Origin of the sequence: Inhella gelatinilytica, from assembly GCF_016093295.1 — a bacterium.
GTDB classification, from domain to species: domain Bacteria; phylum Pseudomonadota; class Gammaproteobacteria; order Burkholderiales; family Burkholderiaceae_C; genus Inhella; species Inhella gelatinilytica.
In genome coordinates, this window is sequence record NZ_JAEDAL010000001.1 from 359,701 (window position 1) to 381,248 (window position 21,548).

A 21,548-nucleotide genomic window follows, 5' to 3' on the forward strand; every position below is an offset into this window, starting at 1 on the left:
CGTTCTGCGACGAAGTGAAGCGCGGCCGGGTTGAACCGCTACGGGGTCAGCCCTTGACGGGGGCGGATTGCCGTGTCCAAAACGCCACCGACCCCAAAGGGATTGCATCCGGTGCATTACCTGTTTCGCTGCTGGCATGGCCGCGCGGGCCACCCGGCACTAGGATGCCCCCACTCAAATAGGAGACCCACATGGAAGCAGCCAGCGGCAGCCTGCGGGCGGAACGCCTGTCCCAGATCGATGCCATTGCCACGGCCCGATTGAGTGCCGAGCGACGCCCGGCGTTCAGCCTGTTCGCCCAGGATTGCCTGAGCCAGTTTGATGCGGACGACCTCGCGCAAGAGAGCGCCGAGGACTTGGCCGGCGCGCTGTTGTCGCACTGGCAGTTTGGTCAACAGCGGGCCCCGGGCACTCCCAAAGTGCGCCTGATCAATCCGAACGTGGGCGAAGACGGCTGGGCCGCGCGCCACTCGGTGCTGGAAATCGTCAATGACGACATGCCCTTCCTGGTGGACTCCACCACGGTCGAGATCAACCGCCAGGGCCTGACGCTGCACTTCATCGTGCACCCCCTCTTTGCCGTGGCGCGCGATAGCGCTGGCAACCTGACCCAGCTCGCCCGCCCCGCGGACGCCGGCGAGCTGCCGCGCGAGAGCTGGATGCAGATTCAGGTGGACCGCATCGTGGAGGTCGAGCACCGCCAGGCGCTGGTGCAGGGCATCGAGGCGGTGCTGGCCGATGTGCGCGCCTCGGTGGGCGACTGGAAGGCCATGCTGGCACGTCTGGGCGAAGCGATTGCCGAGCTGGATCAGCTGCCCGCCTCGGTGGACCCGGCCGCCGTGGCCGAAAGCCGCGACTTCCTGAACTGGCTGGCCGACGATCACTTCACCCTGCTGGGCTACCGCCAGCATGAGCTGCGCAACGAGAACGACGAGGCCGTGCTGCACCTGGTCCCCAACTCGGGCCTGGGCGTGTTGCGCGAAACCGCCGAGGAGCTGCGTTCGGCCAGTTTCGCCGTGCTGCCCAGCGGAGCCAAAGCGCTGGCGCGCGCGCCGCTGCCGGTCCTCGTGGTCACCAAGGCCAACAAGCGCAGCACCGTGCACCGCCCCGGTTACACCGACTACGTGGGCGTGAAGCGCTACAACGCCGCCGGCGAGGTGGTGGGCGAGCACCGCTTCTTGGGCCTCTACACCTCCACCGCCTACATGGCCCGGGTGGCCGAGACGCCGCTGATCCGCGGCAAGGTGGAGGCCATTGCCCGCCGCGCCGGCTACCCCAAGGGCTCGCACCGCGCCAAGGCGCTGGCCCACACGCTGGAAACCTACCCGCGCGACGAGCTGCTGCAAAGCACTGACGACGAGCTGTACGAGACCGCCATGGGCATCCTGGCGCTGGGTGACCGCCAGCGCCTGCGCCTGTTCCTGCGCCGCGACCCCTTCGACCGCTTCATCTCCTGCCTGGTCTACGTGCCGCGCGAGAGCTTTGGCACCGAGCTGCGCATGCGCATCCACGACATCCTGCTCGCGGCCTTTGCCGGCAGCAGCGCCGATTTCGAGGTGATGCTGGGTGAGGCCGGGCTGGCGCGCATCCATTTCTATGTGCGCACCACGCCGGGCGCCATTCCCCCCTATGAGCGCAAGGACCTGGAGGCCAAGCTGGCCGCCGCTGCGCATCGCTGGAGCGACCAGCTGCGCGACGCCCTGGTCGAGGCCGAGGGCGAGGCACGCGGCCTGGCCCTGTTCAAGGCCTGGGAGGGCAGCATCCCAGCCGACTACCGCGCCCGCGTCTCCGCCCGCGCCGCCGTCGCCGATGTGCGCAAGTTTGCGCAGCTGAGCCCAGAGAACCCGGTGGCCGTGGCGCTGTACCGCCCGCTCGGGGCCGAGCCCGATCAATGGGGCTTCAAGGTCTACCGCCTGGGTGGCGCGGTGGTGCTGTCCGACAGCCTTCCGATGCTCGAACACATGGGCGTGCGCGTGATGGGTGAGCACAACCACCGCATCGCCGCTGGCCGGGTGTCCGTGCACGACTTCGACCTGCGCGCTCAGGTGCCCGATCACATCGACGTGCAAACCATGGCGCCGCTGTTCGAGCAGGCCTTCACCCAGGTCTTCGCGGGCCAGGTGGAGAACGATGACTTCAACAAGCTGGTGCTGCGCGCCGGGTTGCCGCCGGAAGACGTGGTCATCCTGCGCGCCTACGCCAAGTACTGCAAGCAGATCGGCTTTGCCCTGAGCCAGGCCACCATCGAGGCCACCTTGGGCACGCATGCGCCGATCGCGCGCATGCTGGTGCAGCTGTTCAAGCTGCGCTTTGACCCGGTTAATGCCAACCCGGAGGGCGAGGCCTCGCAGGTGCGCGCCATCGAGCTGGCGCTGGAAAAGGTCAGCGGCCTCTCGGAAGACCGCGTGCTGCGCCAGCTCTTGGCGCTCATCCAGTGCACGCTGCGCACCAACTTCTGGCGTACCGGAAAGGGCCACAGTGGTGAAGCCGGCCCGCGCCGCGAGTTCCTCAGCTTCAAGTTCGATTGCGCCCGCGTGCCCGGCCTGCCCGAGCCGCGCCCGCTGTTCGAGATCTTTGTCTACGCGCCGCGCTTCGAGGGCGTGCACCTGCGCGGCGGCAAGGTGGCGCGCGGCGGCCTGCGCTGGAGCGACCGCTTGGAGGACTTCCGCACCGAGGTGCTGGGCCTGGTGAAGGCGCAGATGGTCAAGAACACCGTCATCGTGCCGGTCGGCTCCAAGGGCGGCTTCGTGCTGAAGAAGGCGCCCCCGGCGAACGACCGCGAGGCCTTCATGAAGGAAGGCGTGGCCTGCTACCAGAACTATCTGCGTGGCCTCTTGGACCTGACCGACAACCTGGTCGGGGGCAAGGTGGTGCCGCCGCCGCACATCCACCGCCACGACCCGGACGACGCCTACCTGGTGGTGGCGGCCGACAAGGGCACCGCCACCTTCAGCGACTACGCCAACGCCGTGAGTCTGGAGTACGGCCACTGGCTTGGCGACGCCTTTGCCAGCGGCGGCAGCGTGGGCTACGACCACAAGGCCATGGGCATCACCGCCCGCGGCGCGTGGGAGTCGGTCAAGCGCGCCTTCCGCGAAATGGGCCACGACTGCCAGACCCAGCCTTTCACCGTGGTGGGCGTGGGTGACATGTCGGGCGATGTGTTCGGCAATGGCATGCTGCTGTCCACCCAGATCCAGCTGCTGGCCGCCTTTGACCACCGCCACATCTTCTTAGACCCCAACCCCGACTGCGCCACCTCGTTCGCCGAGCGCCAGCGCCTGTTCGCCCTGCCCCGGTCCTCCTGGGCCGACTACAACCCCCAGCTGATCAGCGAGGGCGGTGGAATCTGGTCGCGCAGCGAGAAGTCCATCCCCCTCTCGCCCCAGGTGCGCGAGCGGCTGGGCATTGACGCCGAGCGCCTGACGCCGCTGGAGCTGATGCACGCGCTCTTGAAGGCCCCGGTGGACCTGCTCTACAACGGCGGCATCGGCACCTACGTGAAAGCCAGCAGCGAGAGCCACGCCCAGGTGGGCGACCGCGCCAACGACGCGCTGCGCGTCAACGGCCGTGAGCTTCGCTGCAAGGTGGTGGGCGAAGGCGGCAACCTGGGCTTCACCCAGCGCGGTCGCATCGAGGCCGCACAGGCGGGCGTGCGCCTGAACACCGACGCGATCGACAACTCGGCCGGCGTCGACACCTCGGACCACGAGGTCAACATCAAGATCCTGCTCGGCTTGGCCCTGGCGGATGGCGAGATGACTGAGAAGCAGCGCAATGCCCTGCTGGCGCAGATGACCGACGAGGTCGCCCAGCTCGTGCTGCGCGACAACACCTTCCAGACCCAGGTGCTGTCCGTCACCAACCGCTTGGGCAAGGAACTGCTGGAGCAAGAAGCGCGCTTCATGCGCTTCCTGGAAAAGGCCGGCCGCCTGAACCGCGCCATCGAGTTCCTGCCCAGTGAGGACGAGATTGCCGAGCGCAAGGCCGCCGGCGGCCAGCTCACCACGCCCGAACGCGCGGTGCTGCTGGCCTACAGCAAGATGTGGCTGTTCGACGAGATCCTGAACAGCGACCTGCCCGAGGACCCCTGGGTCGCCACCGCGCTGCAGCGCTACTTCCCGGCGCCGTTGCGCGAGCAACTGAGCCACTACATCCCGCGCCACCCGCTGAAGCGCGAAATCATCGCCACCCATGTGCTGAACAGCATGGTCAACCGCGTCGGCGCCACCTATGTGCACCGCCTGGTGGAGATGACGGGCGCCAAGCCCGCGCAGGTGGTGCGCGCCTACCTGATGGCGCGCGAGGTGTTCGGCCACGTGCCGCTGTGGCAGCAGGTTGAGGCGCTGGACAACCAGGTGCCCGATGCCATCCAGGCCGAGCTGCTGATCGAGGAAGGCCAGCTCACCGCGCGCGCCACCACCTGGTTCCTGCGTTCGCGCCGCTTGAGTGAAGCCCTACAGCCCACGATCGAGCGCCTGCAACCGGCGGTCAGCGCGCTGGCCGCCCGCTTGGCGCCCGAGGCGCAAACCAGCGAGCCAGCCCAGCGCTGGATCGCTGCGGGAGTGCCCGCTGCGCTGGCCGCCCGCGTGGCGGCGGCCGAATCGCTGCTCTCGGCGCTAGACGTGGCCGAAGTAGCCGATTCGGTGCAGCGCGGCTTTGACGAGGTGAGCGCCGTACACGTAGCCGTGGCGCGCCAGCTGGGCCTCTCAAGGCTTGCCGGCTTGATCGAGCAACTGCCCGCCAGCAGCTACTGGCAGAGCCGCGCCAAGAGCGCGTTGGCGGACGACCTCGCCAGCCTGCAGCGCCAGCTCTCGCAAGACGTGCTGGCCAGCGGCAGCGGCTCGCTGGACGACATGCTCACGCGCTGGCAGCAGCTCAACGCTGCCACGCTGGAGCGTGCACAGCGTCTGCTCGCCGACTTGACGGAAACGCGGCAGGCGGATCTGGCGATGCTGTCCGTGGCGATGCGGGAGTTGCGCAACCTCGTTTGAGCGCAGCGCCGCGGCGCAGGTTGCAGCCAAGAACCGGCGGGCGGCGCCCCCTGTCAGTCTCTGAACGACGACTGACATCGGGCCGGCCGCCCGCGACGGCAGCGCCATATACTTCTGGCATATCCCACCAGGGCGCCGCCATGAGCATCACCACGGTCTTCACCAACAACCGGTCGCAAGCGGTGCGTTTGCCCGCTGACGTTCGCCTGCCGGACGGCGTCAAGAAGGTTCAAGTGCGCGCCCGCGGGGTGGAGCGGATCATTTCGCCCGTGGGCCGCACCTGGGACGAGTTTTTCTTGAATGGCCCTCGCGCCTCCGACGACTTCATGAACGAGCGCCCCCCCCAGCAACAGCCCGAACGCGAAGCCCTCTGACGCGATCGCCGCCATGCTGAAGTACCTGCTCGACACCAACATCGTCATCTACGTCATCAAGCAGCGCCCCATCGAGGTCATGGGACTGTTCAACGAAAACGCAGGCCGCATGGCCATCTCGGCGATTACTTTGAGTGAGCTGTTCCACGGGGCCGAGACAAGCGCAAAGGTTTCGCAGAACCTGGCGGTGGTCGAGGAGTTCGCAAGCCTGCTCGACGTGTTGCCGTACACCGCCAAGGCCGCACAGCACTATGGCGCCATACGGTCCGCGGTGGAGAAGGCGGGGCGCCCGATCGGCGTCAACGACCTGCACATCGCGGCCCACGCGCGCAGCGAAGGACTCACCCTCGTGACCAACAACCTGGGCGAATTCGAGCGGGTACCGGGCCTGTTGCTGGAGAACTGGGTCGCCTCCACGGCTTGAGTTTTGGCGACAGCGGCAGGGGACCGAAGGCTAATGCCTCAAGAGCCGACACCTGACCTCAACCGCCTGCGCGTTTGGGCTTCCAGCCTTGGCCGGTCAACCAGGCCATGATGCGTTCGACGTGATCGCCCTGGATCTCGACGACGCCGTCCTTGCAGGTGCCACCGCTCCCGCACGCCGCCTTGAGTTGCTTGGCGACGGCCAGCAAGGCTGCTTCGTCCAGCGGCAGGCCTCGCACCGTGGTCACGGTCTTGCCGCCGCGGCCGCCGGTCTCGCGGCGCACCCGCACGTGGCCGTCGCCCACGGGGGCCGACGACCGCTTGCAGGTGCAGGCGTTCACCGCAGCGCCGCAGCCCGGGCACAGGCGCCCGAGCTCGGTGCTGTAAACCGGGCGCGAGGGGCTCAGATGCGACGCGCCAGTTCGGCGGCCTGGCCGGTGTAAGCGCCCGGCGTCAGCTTCAGCAGGCGCTGCTTCTCGGCCTTGGGCAGGTCCAGGCCCTCGATGAAGGCAGCGATGGACTCGGCCGTGATGGCCTTGCCGCGCGTCAGCTCCTTGAGCTGCTCGTAGGGGTTGGGCAGACCGAAGCGGCGCATCACGGTCTGGATGGGCTCGGCCAGCACTTCCCAGGCAGCATCCAGGTCGGCCGCCAGCGCGGCTTCATTCACTTCCAGCTTGCCCAGGCCCTTGCCCAGGCTGTCGTAGCCCAGCAAGGTGTAGCCCAGGGCCACGCCCATGTTGCGCAGCACGGTGGAGTCGGTCAGGTCCCGCTGCCAGCGGCTGATCGGCAGCTTTTGGCTCAGGTGCGTCAGCACGGCATTCGCCAGACCGAAATTGCCTTCGGCGTTCTCAAAGTCAATGGGGTTGACCTTGTGTGGCATGGTCGAGGAGCCGATCTCCCCCGCCTTGGTCTTTTGCTTGAAGTAGCCCAGCGAGATGTAGCCCCAGACGTCACGCGACCAGTCCACCAAGATCGTGTTGGCGCGCGTGAAGGCGTCGAACAGCTCGGCCATGTAGTCGTGCGGTTCGATCTGGATCGTGTAGGGGTTGAACGTCAGCTTGAGCTGCTTTTCGATGACGTTCTGCGCAAAGGCCTCCCAGTCATGCTTGGGCCAGGCCGAGAGGTGGGCGTTGTAGTTGCCCACGGCGCCGTTCATCTTGGCCAGCGGCTTGACGGCCGCGATGCGGGCACGCGCCGTCTGCAGGCGGGCCACGACGTTGGCGATCTCCTTGCCCACGGTGGTGGGGCTGGCCGTCTGGCCGTGGGTGCGCGAGAGCATGGGCAGCGCCGCGAACTGGTGCGCCATGCCGCGCAGCGTGGCGATGATGCCGTCCAGGGCCGGCAGCATGACTTCGTCGCGGGCGCTCTTGAGCATCAGCGCGTGGCTGGTGTTGTTGATGTCCTCGCTGGTGCAGGCGAAGTGCACGAACTCGCTGGCCGCCATCAACTCGGCATGGCCCTCGAAGCTGCGCTTGATCCAGTACTCCACGGCCTTGACGTCGTGGTTGGTGGTCTTTTCGATGTCCTTGATGGCCTGGGCATCGGCGACGCTGAAGTTGCGCACCAGGCGGCGCAGACGGTTGCGCGCGCCATTGGAGAGCGGCTTGAACTCCTTGAAGCCCGCATCAGACAGGGCGATGAACCAAGCCACCTCCACCTGCACGCGGCGGTGAATCAGGCCGAACTCCGACAGCAGCCCACGCAGGCTGGACATGCGGCCGGCGTAGCGGCCATCAAGAGGACTCAGGGCGGTGAGCGACGTCAGTTCCATGGGTATTCGGGTGGCGTCGGCCCCCGCTTCAAGACGAAAACGCGAATTTTAGAAGCCCGCAATCCGGGGGAACCTGGAGTCAATTCTGAAGAGGGGCGCTGCATAGAATGGTCCGAACCGGCCTCGCGCCGCTTTTGCAGTCCCCCAATGTCCTTGATGAAGCTGATCGGATCCACCACCAGCCCCTTCGTGCGCAAGGTGCGCATCGTGCTGGCGGAAAAGAAGCTCGATTACCAGTTCGTGCTGGAAGACGTCTGGGCCCGCGACGACATCCTGCAGGTGAACCCGCTCGGCAAGGTGCCAGCTTTGGTGATGGAGGGCGGGCACGACTCCATCACCGGATCGATGTTTGATTCCCGCGTCATCGTCGAGTACCTCGACACCCTCTCACCCGTGGGCAAGCTCATCCCCGAAAAAGGGCGCGAGCGTGCTGAGGTGCGGACCTGGGAAGCCTTGGCCGACGGAGTGTTGGATGCTGCCGTGTTGGTGCGTTTAGAGCAAACATGGACCGGTCGCCCCCCCGAGCAGCGCAGCGAAGCGTGGTGCGAGCGCCAACTGAGCAAGGTGCATGCGGGCTTGCAGGCCATGGATGCCGCACTGGGCGACAAGCCCTGGTGCGCCAACAGCCACTTCACGCTCGCGGACATTGCGGTAGGCTGCTGCCTGGATTGGTTGCGCTTCCGCTTCCCGCATTTGGACTGGGCCACCGACCACCCCAATCTCGCGCGCCACGCCGAGAAGTTGGCTCAGCGCCCCAGTTTTTCGGCCACGGCGCCCGTCGTGACCGCCTGACTACGAATGGCTGCGCCCGTGCAAGAGCGCGGGCAGCGGGCCTTGCGGCGCAAAACTGTCGGGGCTGGCCAGGTGCCAGTACGCCTGATAGACCGCATGGGGCAGGTCACCATGGAGCAAGCTGCCCGGCGCCAAAAAGGGCAGCACATTGCAAAGTAGCTTGACCTCTTGAACGCTGACGCGCCGCACGATGTGCGCGGCGGAGATTTCCGCTGGATGCTGCAACCCGGCCGCCTGAACCAGTTCTTGGAGGGCGTGCAACGTGTTCTTGTGGAAGCGATACACCCGTTCGGCCTTGTCACCCGGGTCCAAAGCGCGCTGACGCAGCGGGTCTTGCGTGGTCACCCCCGTGGGGCAGTGCCCGGCGTGACAGGCCTGCGCCTGAATGCAGCCCAGCGCGAACATGAAGCCCCGCGCGGCGTTGCACCAATCCGCGCCCAGGGCCATCAACCGGGCGATGTCAAAGGCCGACGTCACCTTGCCGGCGCACCCAACGGCGATGTCATCGCGCAGGTTCAGGCCCATGAGCGTGTTGTGGACCAGCAGCAACCCCTCCTGCAGTGGCGTGCCGACATGGTTGGTGAATTCCAGCGGCGCCGCCCCCGTGCCGCCTTCGCCCCCGTCGACCACGATGAAATCCGGTCGGATGCCGGTCTTCAGCATGGCCTTGCACAGGGCGAACCATTCCCAAGGGTGGCCGATACACAGCTTGAACCCCACCGGCTTGTCACCCGACAACTCGCGCAACCGTTGCACGAATTCCAGCAACTCCACCGGCGTCGAAAACGCCGAGTGAGCGGCGGGTGAAATGCAGTCCTCGCCCACCGGAACGCCCCGCGCCCGGGCGATCTCGGGCGTCACTTTGGCCCCCGGCAACACCCCACCGTGGCCGGGCTTGGCCCCTTGGCTGAGCTTGATCTCGATGAGCTTGACTTGCGGGCTCTGGGCGTTCAATTTGAACGCCTCGGGGTCAAACCGCCCCTCGGCATCCCGGCAACCAAAGTAGCCCGAGCCGATCTCCCAGATCAAGTCCCCGCCATGCACGCGATGGTGCTCACTGATCGAGCCCTCGCCCGTGTCGTGGGCAAAGCCCCCCTTCTTCGCCCCGGCATTCAAGGCCTTGATGGCGTTGGCAGACAGAGCGCCAAAACTCATGGCCGAGATATTGAACACCGAGGCTTGGTACGGTTGCTTGCGATGCTCGCCGATGGTGACCCGGAAGTCATGCGACGCCAGTACGGTCGGTACCAAAGAATGGTTGATCCATTCATAGCCCGAAGCCCCCACATCCAACTGCGTGCCAAAGGGGCGCTTGTCGGGATCGCCCTTGGCCCGCTGGTACACCAGTGAGCGTTGCTGCCGAGAAAACGGCGCCGCCTCGTTGTCGCTCTCGATGAAGTACTGGCGAATCTCCGGACGGATGAACTCGAGGAAAAACCGAAAGTGCCCGATGACCGGGTAATTGCGCAGGACCGCCCGCTTGGTCTGCACGACATCCCGCAACCCGAGCAGGACCAGCATGGCGAAGGTCAGCACCAGCCAACTGCCGCGCTCCGACCACAACCAGGTCCAGGCCGTGAACGCCAAACCAAATCCGCAGGCCAACCACGTGACATAGCGCAAAGGAAACTGCTGATTCAGGGCGCGGATCCATCGCTGCATGAGGCGTCTCCCCTCCGATGCACCACCGCACCGGGATCGGCCCATCCTAGGGTGTGACGAACGGCCGCTCCCCTGGGGTGCTCCCTAGAATCCCCGGCCCTAACTTGGAGGTGTTCCTCATGTCCGTCAAGACCGCTTTGGCGCCGCTCGGTCGCGTCGTGGCCCGTGTGTGGGGGTGGCTGGACAGCAGCCGCCGCTTCGCGCTGAATCTGCTGTGGCTGCTGTTGCTGACCGTGATCGTGGCCAGCCTCGTCCATCGCGGACCGGAGCCACTGAAGGAGAAGACCACGCTCGTGCTGAATCTGGATGGCCGTCTGGTCGAACAGTTCAGCGGCAGCCCCCGCGACCGCTTGATGGGCGAATTGCAAGGCCAGCCCTCCGACCAGGTGCAGTTGCGCGATGTGCTGCGCGTGCTGCGACACGCCGCACAGGACGCCAAGGTGCATCAGGTGCTGCTGGACTTCAGCGGGTACGCCGGAGGCGGCCAGGCCAACCAACGCGAAGTCGCTGCCGCGCTGGCGGAGTTCAAGAAAAGCGGCAAAAAACTCATCGCCTACGGCGACAGCTTTGACCAGCGCGGCTATCAGTTGGCGGCGCTGGCCGATGAGGTCTACCTACACCCCATGGGCATGGTGCTGATCGAAGGCTTCGGTCGCTATCGCAATTACTACAAGGACCTGTTTGAGAAGGTCGGCGTCAGCGCCAACGTGCTGCGCGCCGGCAAGTACAAGAATTTCGGTGAGCCCTACTTCACCAACGGTCCCTCGGAGGCCACCAAAGAAAGCGAAGGCGAACTCTTTGGGGACTTGTGGAGCCGATACGCCAGTGGCGTTGAGGCCGCACGCAAATTGGAAAAGGGCAGTTTGGCCCGCTACATCGACGGCATCCCCGAGCGCCTGACCGCCTTGAAAGGCGATACCGCCCAAGTGGCGTTGGAAGCCAAGCTCATTGACGGCATCAAGCAGCGCGACGAGGTTCGGGCACTCCTGATGGAGCGGGGGGCCAAAGATGACGATGGCAACAGCTATCGAAAAGTCGACTACAAGACCTACTTGGCCCACGCCAAGGAAGCCCCCGTTGTCGGGCAGCGTGTCGGTGTGATCGTGGCCGAAGGCGGTATTCAAGATGGCAGTGCCAAGCCCGGCTCGATTGGCGGCGACTCCACGGCCGCGCTGGTGCGCAAGGCGCGCGAAGACAAGAACGTCGCCGCCGTGGTGCTGCGCGTTAACTCGCCCGGCGGCTCGGCCTTCGCCAGCGAGCTCATCCGCCGCGAACTGGAGCTCACCCGCAAGGCCGGCAAGCCCGTCGTGGTGTCCATGGGCGATGTGGCCGCATCGGGCGGTTACTGGGTCAGCATGAGTGCCGATCAAGTCATCGCCGAACCCAGCACCATCACCGGCTCCATTGGCGTGTTTGGCATGTTGCCCACAGCGGACAAGTTGCTGGACAAGATCCCCGTGCACACGGGCGGCGTGACCACGAGTTGGTTGGTGGGCGCTGGGGACCCGCGTCGTCCGCTGGACCCGCGCGTGGCCCAGGCTGTCCAGGCCGGCATTGATGGCATCTACCGCGAGTTCATCACCAAGACGGCCGCGGCACGCAGCAAGAAGGTCGAAGAAGTCGACGCCCTGGCCCAAGGCCGCGTCTGGACCGGACAGCAAGCACAAGAACGGGGCTTGGTGGACCGGTTGGGGTCGTTCGGGGATGCCATTGCAGAAGCCGCCAAGCGCGCCAAGCTGGAGGGTGAACCCAAAGTGGCCTTCATCGAGGAAGAGCGCAGCAAGGTCGCCAAACTGCTGGACAGCTTTGGCGATGCGGCCGCGCCGCAGGCCCGCAGCGTGCTCAAGGCCCTGCGCACCGGCTTGGGTCTGCCCGAGTTGCCCGCCCCCGTGCGCGAAGCCGCGGCCGAACTGAACTGGATGGTCGAAACCAGCCAAGCCCGCCCGGGCCAGGGCAAGCTGCCCGGTTCGGTGCACGTGCATTGCCTGTGCACGGCCCCATAACCCCTGTTTGGGCGGGGCTCGCTATACTGAGCCCCGATTCAGCGCCGATTTGTTCCAGATTGCGGGCGCTCAATAAATGCCGCTAAAAGGACGCAGGAACCCAAGCCGGCGTCCGCACCTCCCGCGGCGCCGGTTTTGTTTTTTCTGCTTGCCATGACCGCTCACGCCCCCCTGGGAACGCCCCACCGCATCCCCTTCGACGCCCCCCTGCCCCTGCGCAGCGGCACCCTGTTTGGGCCCTACCACCTGATGGTGGAAACCTACGGGCAACTGAACGCCGAAAAATCCAATGCGGTGTTGGTGTGCCACGCCCTCAATGCCAGCCACCATGTGGCGGGGGTGGACGAGCAGGGCAACCTCGGGTGGTGGGACAACCTGATTGGCCCCGGCAAGCCCTTGGACACCGACCGGTTTTTCGTCATCGGCGTGAACAACCTGGGCTCTTGCTTTGGCTCCACCGGGCCCATGCACCCGAACCCCGCCACCGGTCGCGCCTGGGGCGCGGACTTTCCGGTGGTGACCGTCGAAGACTGGGTCGACGCACAAGCGCGGGTGGTGGACCACTTTGGCATCGCCCAGCTCGCCGCCGTGCTGGGCGGCAGCCTGGGGGGCATGCAGGCGCTGTCCTGGTCCCTGCGCCACCCCAGGCGCCTGCGCCACTGCCTGGCCATCGCCACGGCACCCAGCCTGTCGGCGCAGAACTTGGCTTTCAATGAGGTCGCCCGGCGTGCCATCGTCACCGACCCCGACTTCCACGGCGGCCACTACTACGCGCACGGTGTACTGCCCGCGCGGGGCCTCAAGGTGGCGCGCATGCTCGGTCACATCACCTACCTAAGTGACGATGTGATGGACGCCAAGTTTGGCCGCGAACGCCGCGCGGAAACACCGCTTTTCTCGACCCAGGAAGTCGAATTCCAGATTGAGAGCTATTTGCGCCACCAAGGCGACAAGTTCGCCGGCTATTTCGATGCCAACAGCTACTTGTTGATTCAGCGGGCGCTGGACTACTTTGACCCCGCGGCCGAGTTCGATGGTGACCTTGCTCGGGCTTTTGCCCGTGCCCAGTGCAAATACCTGGTGGCCAGTTTCACCACCGATTGGCGGTTTTCACCGGCGCGCTCGCGCGAGATCGTGCAAGCGCTCTTGGACAACAACCGCGACGTGAGCTATGCGGAGATCGACGCCCCGCACGGGCACGATGCCTTCTTGCTCGACGACCCGCGCTACCACCAACTGCTGCGCCACCGCTTCCATCAAATCGCTGGGGAGGTCCAGGCATGAACGCCATCACCGATTTGGTCCCGGCGGGCAGCCGCGTGCTGGACTTGGGCTGTGGCAGCGGCGAGTTGCTGGACACGCTGATCCGCCACAAAGCCTGTTCCGGCTACGGCGTCGAGCTGGACGACAGCAAGCTGTTGGCCTGTGCGGCCCGGGGCGTGAACGTGTTGCAGTTGGACCTGGAAAAGGGCCTGGCCATGTTCAAGGACCAGAGCTTTGATGTGGTGCTGCAATTGCAGACGTTGCAGCAGGTGCGCCATGCCGAAGCCATGCTCAAGGAAACGGTGCGAGTGGGGCGCATCGGCATCGTGAGCTTTCCCAATTTCGCGCACTGGCCCAACCGGCTGCAGGTTCTGGCGGGCCGCATGCCGGTGACGCGCACCCTACCCTATCAGTGGTACGACACGCCCAACATCCGCGTGGGCACCCACGCGGATTTCGCGCTCTTGTGCGAGCGCTTGGGCGTCAAGGTGCTGGACTCATTCGGACTGCGCGGCCACGAGCGGGTCAACTGGGGCGCCAACTGGCGCTGTCCCGTCGCGGTGTTCGTGATTCAAAAGGCCTGAGACCGAGCGGCAGGGCCCGGACTGCGTAGACTGTCCGTCGGATTCCCCCCCAACCCCACTGCTGGAGCTCCCCATGATTGGCTACACCACGCTCGGAACCAACGACCTGCCCCGCGCCACCGCCTTCTACGACGCCCTCTTTGAGGTGATCGGCATTCGGCGCATCATGGACTTTGGGCGTGGCTATGCCTGGGGAACCGGCATGGACAAACCCGGCTTTGGGGTCATGCTGCCCTTTGATGGTCAGCCGGCCACCGCGGGCAATGGCACCATGATTGCTCTGGTCGTCGACAGCCCGGCCAAGGTGGACGCGCTGCACGCCAAAGCCTTGACGCTGGGGGGCCAAGACGAAGGAGCGCCCGGACTGCGCGGCGAAGGCTTTTACGCGGGCTATTTCCGCGATCTGGACGGCAACAAGCTCAACGCCTTTTGCATCGTCAAAGCCTAAGCATCCGCCCGCACGAGTGGCGCCGCGTTCAAAGACCGGCGCTCAGCTCCGCCACGATGCGCTGCAGCACGCGCTCGGTCTTTTGCCCTTCGGCCAAGGCCTGCAAGACCCGTTCAGACTGAGCCCGCACAAGTTCACTTAAAAAGTCTTCCTGCCTCTGCATTAAACCGAGGTGAAGGAAACTGTCGTCCAAGTCGGACTGCAGCCCTTCGAAGGTCTTGCGCACGGTGTCCACCATCGCTCGATTGCGCTGGGCAACTTCCGCCAGGGCCGATTTGGTCATGGACACGATGTGGCGAAGGTGTTCCAGGTCCATGGCCGCGCGGCCGCTGTCGATGGCCGCCAAACGCGCCACGGCGCTTTCCAGCAGCAGCGCCACGTTGTCCACCGCCCGCTCCATGCGACCGGTGTCACCGCCCTGACCCGCCAAGGCCCGCACAAACAGAATCAGTGCCCCAAAATTGAACGCCGTGTTGGGGCCCATGGCCTGGATGCGAGCGCCGCCCGGCTTGGCCGCCAGCGATTCCAGAATGGACCATTCCAGCGAGGTGCACAGGCCCGCGCGGTTCATTGACACCGCACCCGAGCGGCCTGACACCCGAACGCAGCCATCCAGCCCATATCGCTCCACCGCATCCAAGAGGCTCTTGGCCAGCGCTTGGTAATCCGTGCAGTCGTTCAGGCCGCGTTGGAAATCCAGCACAACGCCAAGCTCACCCGCCATGTCGGCGCTACCGAGCACCGCGTCCATGGCTTCATCGCGCTCACGGGCCAGGGCCTTGCGCTGTTCTTCCGCCGCCAGCAAGCGTTGGACCTTGATGACCAGTTCCGGCCCCTGCCAGGGCTTGCACACGTAATCGGTACCGCCGGCGTCGTAGCCCATCATGCGGTCTTGCAACTGGTCGCGCGCTGAAACAAAGAGAACGGGCGGCCCCTCCGGATCCTGCGCACGCAGGCGACGGCAGGTCTCGTAGCCGTCCAACTCGGGCATCTCGACGTCCAGCAAAATCGCCGCCGGTTTGACCTCGGCCATGCGCTCCAGGCATGACACGCCGCTGGAGAGCAGCTCCAAATCAAAGTCATCGCTCAAGACGGCTTCGTACAACCCCAATGAAATCGGGTCGTCATCCACAACCATCAGCTTGGCTCGCTCCATCTCACCTCCCAGCCCCACAGGGCCTTGACGCGATCCAGGATACTCAGAATCCCATCCCCGACCAACACTGCAAACGACGGAGACCGTCGGGGAATGAGCACAAAACCACGCTCGTTCCCCCTCAATCGGGGGCGGGGTAACCCGTGATCTGACGAATGGCCTGGTACAGCGGCCGCAGCTTGCCGTACAGCGGCCGGTAGACCTGCGTGTAGAGCTGGTCGTAGGTCTGCACCGCGCCGGGCTGGGGCTCGAACCACCGCGCCACGCGGGTCATTTCGGCCACGGCAGTGGGCATGTCGGCGTGCAAGCCCAGGCCCACGGCCACATCCATGGCCGCACCCAGCCCCGAGGTCTCGTGCGTATGAGGCCGTGCCACCGGCAGGTTGAACACATCGGCCGTGAGCTGCATGGCGGCATCGCTCTGGGACCCACCGCCGCTGACGCGCAACTCCGAGAACCGAACCCCGCTGCGCTTTTCCAGCCGCTCGCGGCCCTCACGCAGCGCATAGGCCAGGCCCTCGAGGATGGCGCGGTACAGGTGCGCGCGGGTGTGGGACTCGCCAAACCCGATGATGGCGCCCTTGGCCTCGGGCCCAGGAGTGCGAATGCCCGGGCTCCAGGTGGGCTGCAAGGTGAGCCCCAGCGACCCGGGCGGCACCTGGGCCACCAGCTCGTCAAAGAGCTGCTCGGGCGCCACGCCGAGGCTCTCGGCCGCCACCCGCTCGGGGTGGCCGAACTGCTCCTTGAACCAGCTCACCAGCCAGAAGCCCCGCGTGATCTGCACCTCGGCGCTGTAGTGCCCCGCCACTGCGGCGGGATAGGGCGGCACAAAGGGCGTGGGCTCCACATACCGGGCGCTGGTCATATTGATGGTGGCCGTCGTGCCATAGCTCAGGGCCCCAACCTCGGGCTGCAGCGCCCCCGACCCGAGGATCTCGCAGGCCTTGTCGGCCGCCGCCGCCAGCACGGGCGTGCCTTCGGGGATGCCGCTGACCTGCGCCGCTGCTGCGGTGACCGTGCCCATCACGCTGCCCACCGGCAGCAAATCGGGCAGCTGATCGGGCCGCACCGCCAAGGCTTGCCACTTCCAGTCGTGCGCCCCGGCCCAGGCATGGCGCTTGTAGTCAAACGGCAAATACGCCACCTGGGAGCCAATGGAATCGGCAAAGCGGCCCGTGAGGCGCTGGTTCAGGAGCCCCGAGACGAGCATGAACTTGTGCGCGCGCCGGTGCACATCCGTCGCGTGCTGGGCCCACCAGTTGACCTCGGCCTCACGCTGAAAGGCCGCGATGGTGCCGGCCACACCGGCCAGGGCAAAAGCGCCGCGCCACAGTGGGGAGAGGGTCGGTAAGCGGCTGGCGCGGCGCTGGTCCAGCCAGATCAACACGGGCGCCAGGCAGGCCCCGTCTGCCGCCATCGGCACGATGGAACCCCGCTGCGTGGTGACGCCCACGCCGGCCACGCGCGCGCGCCAGGCCGGCTCTTGCGCCCACAGACGCTGGCAGCAGTTGGCGGCGGCCCGCCAAAAGCCCTCGCCGTCATGGCTCATCCAACCCGGCTGCTCGCGCTGGTAGTCGGTGAACACCTGTTGCTGGCGGCCGATGAGGTCGCCACGCAAGTCGTACAGCAAAGCCCGGACCGACTGCGTGCCCAGGTCAATCGAGAGCAGCAGGTCTTTCAACGAATCACCCCGTGTTGCGCGGCCATCACGGCTTGGTAACGCGCCACCTCCTGGTGGAAGCGCACGGCATCCCAGCCCAAAAACTCCTGGCAATGGGGCTGCAGCGCGGGCCAAAGGGCCGCGCCAAAGTCGCGCTCCAGCAGCCCGAGGCGGGTGCGGCGCAGCAGCAAATCGTCCAGGTGATGCACCTGCTCATGCTGCAGGCTGTGGCGCACCTCGCCGATCAGGGTTTGCGTGCCCCCCAAGCGCTCGGCGCCCGCGGCCTGCACGGACCGGGCCAAGGCCCCAAATCGACCCTGCAGCCGCAGGCTCAGGCCTCGCTCGGGCGCGGGCCGCGGCAGGATGGTCGCCCCCGTCTCGGGGCCCAAGAGGGGCAGCCACGGACGGGCACGGGCCAGGGCCTCACGCGCCATGCGCCGGAAGGTGGTGAGCTTGCCGCCGCTCAGGGCCACCAGGCCGCGGTCAGCCAACACCAGGTGTTCGCGGCTTTCCTGCGAGGGGTCGACCGCGTCCGCCCCGTCCTGGGCCACAACCGGGCGCACGCCGGCCCAGCTGCTGCGCACGTCCGCCGCGGCCAGGCCTGCGCGCGGAAAGGCGTGGTTCAGCGCACCCAACAAATAGGCCTGCTCCTCGGGCTGGAGGCTTGGCGCCACGCTCAGGTCGGGGTGGTCCAGATCCGTCGTGCCCACCAGCAGGGCGCCTTGCCAGGGATAGGCAAACACCGGGCGGCCATCGCGCGGGTGGGCCCAGGCCACGGCGCAAGCCAGCGGCAGACGCCACAGCGGCAGCAGCAAGTGCGAGCCGCGCAAGGGCCGCAGCCGGGGCGCGGCTAGGCCCAGCTGCTGCGCCAGCGGCCCCAGGTAAGCACCCGCCGCCGCGATGACACAGCGGCAGACCACCGCCTGCTGCACCCCATCCGGCCCGCGCAGCAACGCCCCTGCCACCTGGCCTTGCGCGTCCCGCCGCAGTTCCACCACCTGGGTGCGGTTGCGCAGCTCAGCGCCCAAGAGCCGCGCTTCCTGCAGCACGCGCAAGGTCAGGCGGGCGTCGTCGGTCGTGGCGTCTTCGTACAGGCTGGCGCCGCGTTCGGCCGCCAGGCCCGGCACCCGCCAGGCGGTCTCGGCCGGGTCCGCATAGGCGCGCGTGCGGCGCCCGGCCAGCAGGTCGTAGACCGCCAGGCCCGCCTGGACCACACCGGGGCCTGTGCGCTCGCCGGCCCGGTGCGCCATCAAAAAGGGCAGGGGCTCGACCAGGCCGGGGGCGTCGCGCAGCAACTGGTCACGCTCGCGCACCGACTCCCAAGTCAGGTGCACCGCGCCTTGCTTCAGATAGCGCAGGCCACCGTGCACGAGCTTGCTGCTGCGGCTGCTGGCGCCCGCGGCAAAGTCCTCGCGCTCGACCAGAAGCACCTTCACGCCACGACGCACGGCCTCCAGCGCAATGCCTGCGCCGGAGATGCCGCCGCCAATGACGAGCAGGTCGACCTGGATCGGTTGCATGGGCCCTCCCACGCGCTCAGCGCAGGTTGCCGCTGGCCAGCACGCCCTGCGGGTCGAAGTGCTGGATAAGGGCGTCCATGCCGGCCAGGCCGGCCGCGCCTTTTTCAGCCCCCAGGTAGGGCGCGTGGTCCTTGCCCACGCCGTGCTGGTGGCTGATGGTGCCGCCCTGGGCCACGATGGCGCGGCTCACGCCGGTCTTCAGCGCCCACCAGCGCGCATGCGCCTCCTCGACCGTGGCGGCGCGGCGGAACACAAAGGTGGAATACACCGAACTGCCGCTGCTGTAGACGTGCGACAGGTGGGTGTAGGCGTGGCAACGCTCGCCAAAGCCGGCCAGAGCCGCGCGCCCGGCGTCTTCGAGCGCATTCACCATGGCCGTCGTGCCGCCCCAGGGGATGGCGGTCTCCATGGTGTCCACCATGTAGCCAGCGTCCCACAGCGCATTGCGCAGGTAGACCCCCGCAAAGCGTTTGGCGGCCCACTTCTTGCCCAGCATCTGGCCCGTGGACACGCCACCGTGGGCCTTGACCACGCGCAGCGCCTCGCGCTGTGCAGCCACGACTTGGTCGTGCGGCCCAGTCAAGCCCAGGAACAACAGCACCTTGCCCTCGCCGCAGCCGCGCCAGGCCAGGTAGCGCTCCAGCCAGGCGATTTGCCCGGCATGCCCGGCCAACTTCAGCGTGGTCAGCGTCTCGACGGCGTTGGCCAGCCGCATCATGGAGAGCGGCGTCTTGCGCTGCGCCAGCTCGCGCACCGCAGCCAAGCCGGCCTCCCAATTGGGCAGGAAGAGCCCCAGGAATCGCTCGTCTTCGGGCAAGCGGCTCACCCGCACGGTCACATCGGTCAGCACGCCGAAGCGCCCCTCGCTGCCCAGCACCCACTCGCGCAAGTCAGGACCCGCGGCGCTGGCAGGCAGCGGGGGCAGGTCCAGCTGACCCCCCGGCGTGAGCAGCGTGCCCCCCGCAAACCATTGCTCGGCCCGGCCGTAGCGCAGGCTCTGCTGGCCCGAGCTGCGCGTGACCACCCAGCCGCCCAGCGAGGCGTATTCAAAACTCTGCGGAAAGTGGCCCAGCGTGTAGCCGCGGGCGCGCAGCTGCGCTTCCAAGTCCGGGCCCAACACGCCGGCCTCAAAGGTGGCCAGTTGGGCGGCCTCGTTCAGGTCGGTGAGGGCCCGCATGCGGGTGAGGTTGAGGCTCAGCACCGGCGACGGGTCGTCTGCGCGCGGGCTCAGGTGGCCCACCACCGAGGTCGCACCGCCACAGGGAATGACGCGCACCTGGTGTGCGGCGGCCCAGTCCAGCAACGCCCGCACTTGGCTCCGACCCTCGGGGAAGGCCACCCCATCGCACACCCGGCCGATTCGGCCATGGCGCAGCGCAATCCAATCGCCCAGGCTTTGCCCGTAGCTCCCTCGCAGCCGCGCCTCGGCACCCGTCTCCACCAGCGGGTGGGCCCACGCCCCGGTCAGACGCGAGGGCTGCTCGCGCTCGATCTGCGCGCACACGGCGGCCAGGTCGGCATCCTTACCCGGCACAGGAACCCCCACCTGGCTGCTCAGGAACTCCGAAGCCCCCGGCGGCAGGTGGGCCTGAATGGTGTCGTCGCCCCAACCGTTCCAGCGTCGCATGTGGATCTCCCAGCGTGATTCCAAGGGTCAGCCCCGCATGCTAGGCAAAACCCAGCGCTTAAGCTTGCGCGTCGCCGCCAGCGGCAATTGTGAATTCGCGCCAACCCACTGTGAACGCCGCCGTGCCCCGCCCCCTCCCCACCCTCGCCGAGCTCGGCCTGCCCCCGCTGGCCCAGGCCCGTGTGGCCCGGGCCTATGCGCAGGCGGCGCTGGATGAAGCCCAGGCCTTGGGCCTGGGCCCACCCGCATGGCCGGAGGAGGCCGTGCCGGTGCCGGACTACATCGCTTGGCTCGAAGCCGGGGGGCGCGTGCAGGGCGACTTCGGCGTGCGGGTGGGCACGCGCATGAAGGCCAGCCACTTCGTCGCCTACGGCCATGTGCTGCTCTCCTGCCCGCGCTTTGGCGATGCCATCGAGCAAACGCGCCGCTTCGAGGGCCTGGCGCACGACCTTGGCCGCAGCGAGCTGCGACTCGACGGCGACCAAGCGATTTACCGCTGGCACAGCCCTTGGCTCACCGAGTTGCCCGGGCGGCAGCTGACCGAATCCATCATGGCCAGCATCCTCAGCTTTGCCACCTGGCTCGCGGGCCGCCGCCTGCCCGTGCTGAGCCTGGCCTTTCCCCACGCCGCCCCCGCCGACCCGCTGGAGCGAGCCGCCCGCGATGCGGCCTGGGGCCTGGCCGTGCAGTACGACGCGCCGGTGACCGAAGCACGCTTCCCCGCGGCCTTGCTGAGCGAGCCCGTGCCCGGGGCGGACCCAGCGCTCTTCCCCCTGTTGGAGCAGCGCGCCGCCCAGATGCTGGCTGCGCGCCAGCAAGCCCTGATGCAACATCCGGCGGCCGAGAACCACTTGCTGACCGCGGTGCGTGCGCAGATCGCCGAGCGGCTGGCCCAGGATGGTGCTCGCGTCGCCCCCGTGGCCGCGGCTCTCCATCTCTCGCCGCGCACGTTGCAGCGCCGCCTGGCTGAAGCGGGCAGCAGCTTCCAAGCCTTGCTCGACGCCACCCGTCGCGAGCTTGCCCGGCAGTACCTGCGCAACCCTGCCCTGAGCCTGACCGAAATTGCCTTTCTGCTCGGTTACGCGGAGCAGAGCAGCTTCAGCCACGCCGTTCGCGCGTGGGAGGGCTGCACGCCCCAGCAGTGGCGCCACCAACAAACTTGAGCCCGGCCGCGCCCTCGGGTTGACCAGGGCCCCCTGCGCCCCGGCCCACCGCTAGAGTGCCTCCCGCGAAAAAAAGCCCGGCCGCCTGCGCGGCACAAGGGCCCACCT

Annotated in this window: 16 protein-coding genes and 1 riboswitch; of the genes, 9 read left to right on the forward strand and 7 right to left on the reverse strand. The window is 67.2% G+C overall.

Features of this window, described 5'->3' with window-relative positions; all coding sequences use genetic code 11:
* Nucleotides 1–191 precede the first annotated feature (191 nt).
* The 3 genes from I7X43_RS01700 to vapC all read left to right on the forward strand — a co-directional run bounded on the left by I7X43_RS01700 (nucleotide 192) and on the right by vapC (nucleotide 5,792).
* Nucleotides 192–4,994, forward strand: a complete 4,803-nt coding sequence (locus I7X43_RS01700; protein ID WP_198099157.1) for an NAD-glutamate dehydrogenase — start codon at nucleotides 192–194, stop codon at nucleotides 4,992–4,994.
* Between the two features lie 140 nt (nucleotides 4,995–5,134).
* Entirely contained in the window at nucleotides 5,135–5,368 is a 234-nt protein-coding gene (gene vapB / locus I7X43_RS01705) for a type II toxin-antitoxin system VapB family antitoxin (protein WP_198099158.1), read from the forward strand.
* Nucleotides 5,369–5,381: 13 nt separating this feature from the next.
* A complete protein-coding gene (gene vapC, locus I7X43_RS01710) occupies nucleotides 5,382–5,792 on the forward strand; it encodes a type II toxin-antitoxin system tRNA(fMet)-specific endonuclease VapC (RefSeq protein WP_198099159.1) in 411 nt (136 codons plus the stop codon).
* Between the two features lie 58 nt (nucleotides 5,793–5,850).
* On the opposite strand, the gene I7X43_RS01715 is transcribed toward vapC, so the two are convergent.
* Both I7X43_RS01715 and purB read right to left on the reverse strand, forming a co-directional pair.
* Complete coding sequence (locus I7X43_RS01715) at nucleotides 5,851–6,198, reverse strand: translation initiation factor Sui1 (protein WP_198099775.1); 348 nt, start codon at nucleotides 6,196–6,198, stop codon at nucleotides 5,851–5,853.
* On the reverse strand, nucleotides 6,195–7,562 hold the full coding sequence (gene purB, locus I7X43_RS01720) for an adenylosuccinate lyase (RefSeq protein WP_198099160.1): 1,368 nt from the start codon (nucleotides 7,560–7,562) through the stop codon (nucleotides 6,195–6,197). The genes I7X43_RS01715 and purB overlap by 4 nt, the downstream gene beginning before the upstream one ends.
* 156 nt (nucleotides 7,563–7,718) lie before the next feature.
* Between purB and I7X43_RS01725 the strand changes: the two genes are divergently transcribed.
* Complete coding sequence (locus tag I7X43_RS01725) at nucleotides 7,719–8,354, forward strand: glutathione S-transferase N-terminal domain-containing protein (protein WP_198099161.1); 636 nt, start codon at nucleotides 7,719–7,721, stop codon at nucleotides 8,352–8,354.
* Here I7X43_RS01725 and I7X43_RS01730 read toward each other — a convergent pair whose 3' ends face one another.
* Nucleotides 8,355–10,016: an FMN-binding glutamate synthase family protein gene (locus tag I7X43_RS01730; protein WP_198099162.1), complete on the reverse strand. Its 1,662-nt coding sequence runs from the start codon at nucleotides 10,014–10,016 to the stop codon at nucleotides 8,355–8,357.
* Between the two features lie 119 nt (nucleotides 10,017–10,135).
* On the opposite strand from I7X43_RS01730, the gene sppA reads away from it, so the two are divergent.
* The 4 genes from sppA to I7X43_RS01750 all read left to right on the forward strand — a co-directional run bounded on the left by sppA (nucleotide 10,136) and on the right by I7X43_RS01750 (nucleotide 14,314).
* Nucleotides 10,136–12,019 carry a signal peptide peptidase SppA gene (sppA, locus tag I7X43_RS01735; protein ID WP_198099163.1) on the forward strand — a complete coding sequence of 628 codons (1,884 nt, stop codon included), beginning with the start codon at nucleotides 10,136–10,138 and terminating at the stop codon, nucleotides 12,017–12,019.
* 31 nt (nucleotides 12,020–12,050) lie between these two features.
* Nucleotides 12,051–12,125: riboswitch (SAM riboswitch) on the forward strand.
* A 47-nt stretch (nucleotides 12,126–12,172) separates the two neighbouring features.
* Nucleotides 12,173–13,303 carry a homoserine O-succinyltransferase MetX gene (gene metX / locus I7X43_RS01740; protein WP_198099164.1) on the forward strand — a complete coding sequence of 377 codons (1,131 nt, stop codon included), beginning with the start codon at nucleotides 12,173–12,175 and terminating at the stop codon, nucleotides 13,301–13,303.
* Entirely contained in the window at nucleotides 13,300–13,866 is a 567-nt protein-coding gene (gene metW, locus I7X43_RS01745) for a methionine biosynthesis protein MetW (RefSeq protein ID WP_198099165.1), read from the forward strand. Before metX ends, metW begins: the two co-directional genes overlap by 4 nt.
* Before the next feature lie 73 nt (nucleotides 13,867–13,939).
* Nucleotides 13,940–14,314, forward strand: a complete 375-nt coding sequence (locus I7X43_RS01750; RefSeq protein ID WP_198099166.1) for a VOC family protein — start codon at nucleotides 13,940–13,942, stop codon at nucleotides 14,312–14,314.
* Between the two features lie 28 nt (nucleotides 14,315–14,342).
* Here the strand turns inward: I7X43_RS01750 and I7X43_RS01755 are convergent, their stop codons facing one another.
* The 4 genes from I7X43_RS01755 to I7X43_RS01770 all read right to left on the reverse strand — a co-directional run bounded on the left by I7X43_RS01755 (nucleotide 14,343) and on the right by I7X43_RS01770 (nucleotide 20,277).
* Complete coding sequence (locus tag I7X43_RS01755; protein WP_198099167.1) at nucleotides 14,343–15,470, reverse strand: response regulator transcription factor; 1,128 nt, start codon at nucleotides 15,468–15,470, stop codon at nucleotides 14,343–14,345.
* Nucleotides 15,471–15,591: 121 nt separating this feature from the next.
* Nucleotides 15,592–17,151 (reverse strand): FGGY-family carbohydrate kinase, encoded by a 1,560-nt coding sequence (locus I7X43_RS01760; RefSeq protein WP_198099168.1) that lies wholly within the window; start codon nucleotides 17,149–17,151, stop codon nucleotides 15,592–15,594.
* Nucleotides 17,148–18,650: a glycerol-3-phosphate dehydrogenase/oxidase gene (locus I7X43_RS01765; RefSeq protein ID WP_198099169.1), complete on the reverse strand. Its 1,503-nt coding sequence runs from the start codon at nucleotides 18,648–18,650 to the stop codon at nucleotides 17,148–17,150. Before I7X43_RS01765 ends, I7X43_RS01760 begins: the two co-directional genes overlap by 4 nt.
* A 16-nt stretch (nucleotides 18,651–18,666) precedes the next feature.
* Nucleotides 18,667–20,277, reverse strand: a complete 1,611-nt coding sequence (locus I7X43_RS01770; RefSeq protein ID WP_198099170.1) for an FAD-binding oxidoreductase — start codon at nucleotides 20,275–20,277, stop codon at nucleotides 18,667–18,669.
* Between the two features lie 122 nt (nucleotides 20,278–20,399).
* On the opposite strand from I7X43_RS01770, the gene I7X43_RS01775 reads away from it, so the two are divergent.
* Nucleotides 20,400–21,440 (forward strand): helix-turn-helix domain-containing protein, encoded by a 1,041-nt coding sequence (locus I7X43_RS01775; protein WP_310737503.1) that lies wholly within the window; start codon nucleotides 20,400–20,402, stop codon nucleotides 21,438–21,440.
* Nucleotides 21,441–21,548 lie beyond the last annotated feature (108 nt).

Excerpts from the sequence above, each read along its gene's own strand:
- I7X43_RS01700 (WP_198099157.1), top strand. The coding sequence starts at position 192 with ATGGAAGCAGCCAGCGGCAGCCTGCGGGCGGAACGCCTGTCCCAGATC.
- vapB (WP_198099158.1), top strand. The coding sequence starts at position 5,135 with ATGAGCATCACCACGGTCTTCACCAACAACCGGTCGCAAGCGGTGCGT.
- vapC (WP_198099159.1), top strand. The coding sequence starts at position 5,382 with ATGCTGAAGTACCTGCTCGACACCAACATCGTCATCTACGTCATCAAG.
- purB (WP_198099160.1), bottom strand. The coding sequence starts at position 7,562 with ATGGAACTGACGTCGCTCACCGCCCTGAGTCCTCTTGATGGCCGCTAC.
- I7X43_RS01725 (WP_198099161.1), top strand. The coding sequence starts at position 7,719 with ATGAAGCTGATCGGATCCACCACCAGCCCCTTCGTGCGCAAGGTGCGC.
- I7X43_RS01730 (WP_198099162.1), bottom strand. The coding sequence starts at position 10,016 with ATGCAGCGATGGATCCGCGCCCTGAATCAGCAGTTTCCTTTGCGCTAT.
- sppA (WP_198099163.1), top strand. The coding sequence starts at position 10,136 with ATGTCCGTCAAGACCGCTTTGGCGCCGCTCGGTCGCGTCGTGGCCCGT.
- metX (WP_198099164.1), top strand. The coding sequence starts at position 12,173 with ATGACCGCTCACGCCCCCCTGGGAACGCCCCACCGCATCCCCTTCGAC.
- metW (WP_198099165.1), top strand. The coding sequence starts at position 13,300 with ATGAACGCCATCACCGATTTGGTCCCGGCGGGCAGCCGCGTGCTGGAC.
- I7X43_RS01750 (WP_198099166.1), top strand. The coding sequence starts at position 13,940 with ATGATTGGCTACACCACGCTCGGAACCAACGACCTGCCCCGCGCCACC.
- I7X43_RS01755 (WP_198099167.1), bottom strand. The coding sequence starts at position 15,470 with ATGGAGCGAGCCAAGCTGATGGTTGTGGATGACGACCCGATTTCATTG.
- I7X43_RS01765 (WP_198099169.1), bottom strand. The coding sequence starts at position 18,650 with ATGCAACCGATCCAGGTCGACCTGCTCGTCATTGGCGGCGGCATCTCC.
- I7X43_RS01770 (WP_198099170.1), bottom strand. The coding sequence starts at position 20,277 with ATGCGACGCTGGAACGGTTGGGGCGACGACACCATTCAGGCCCACCTG.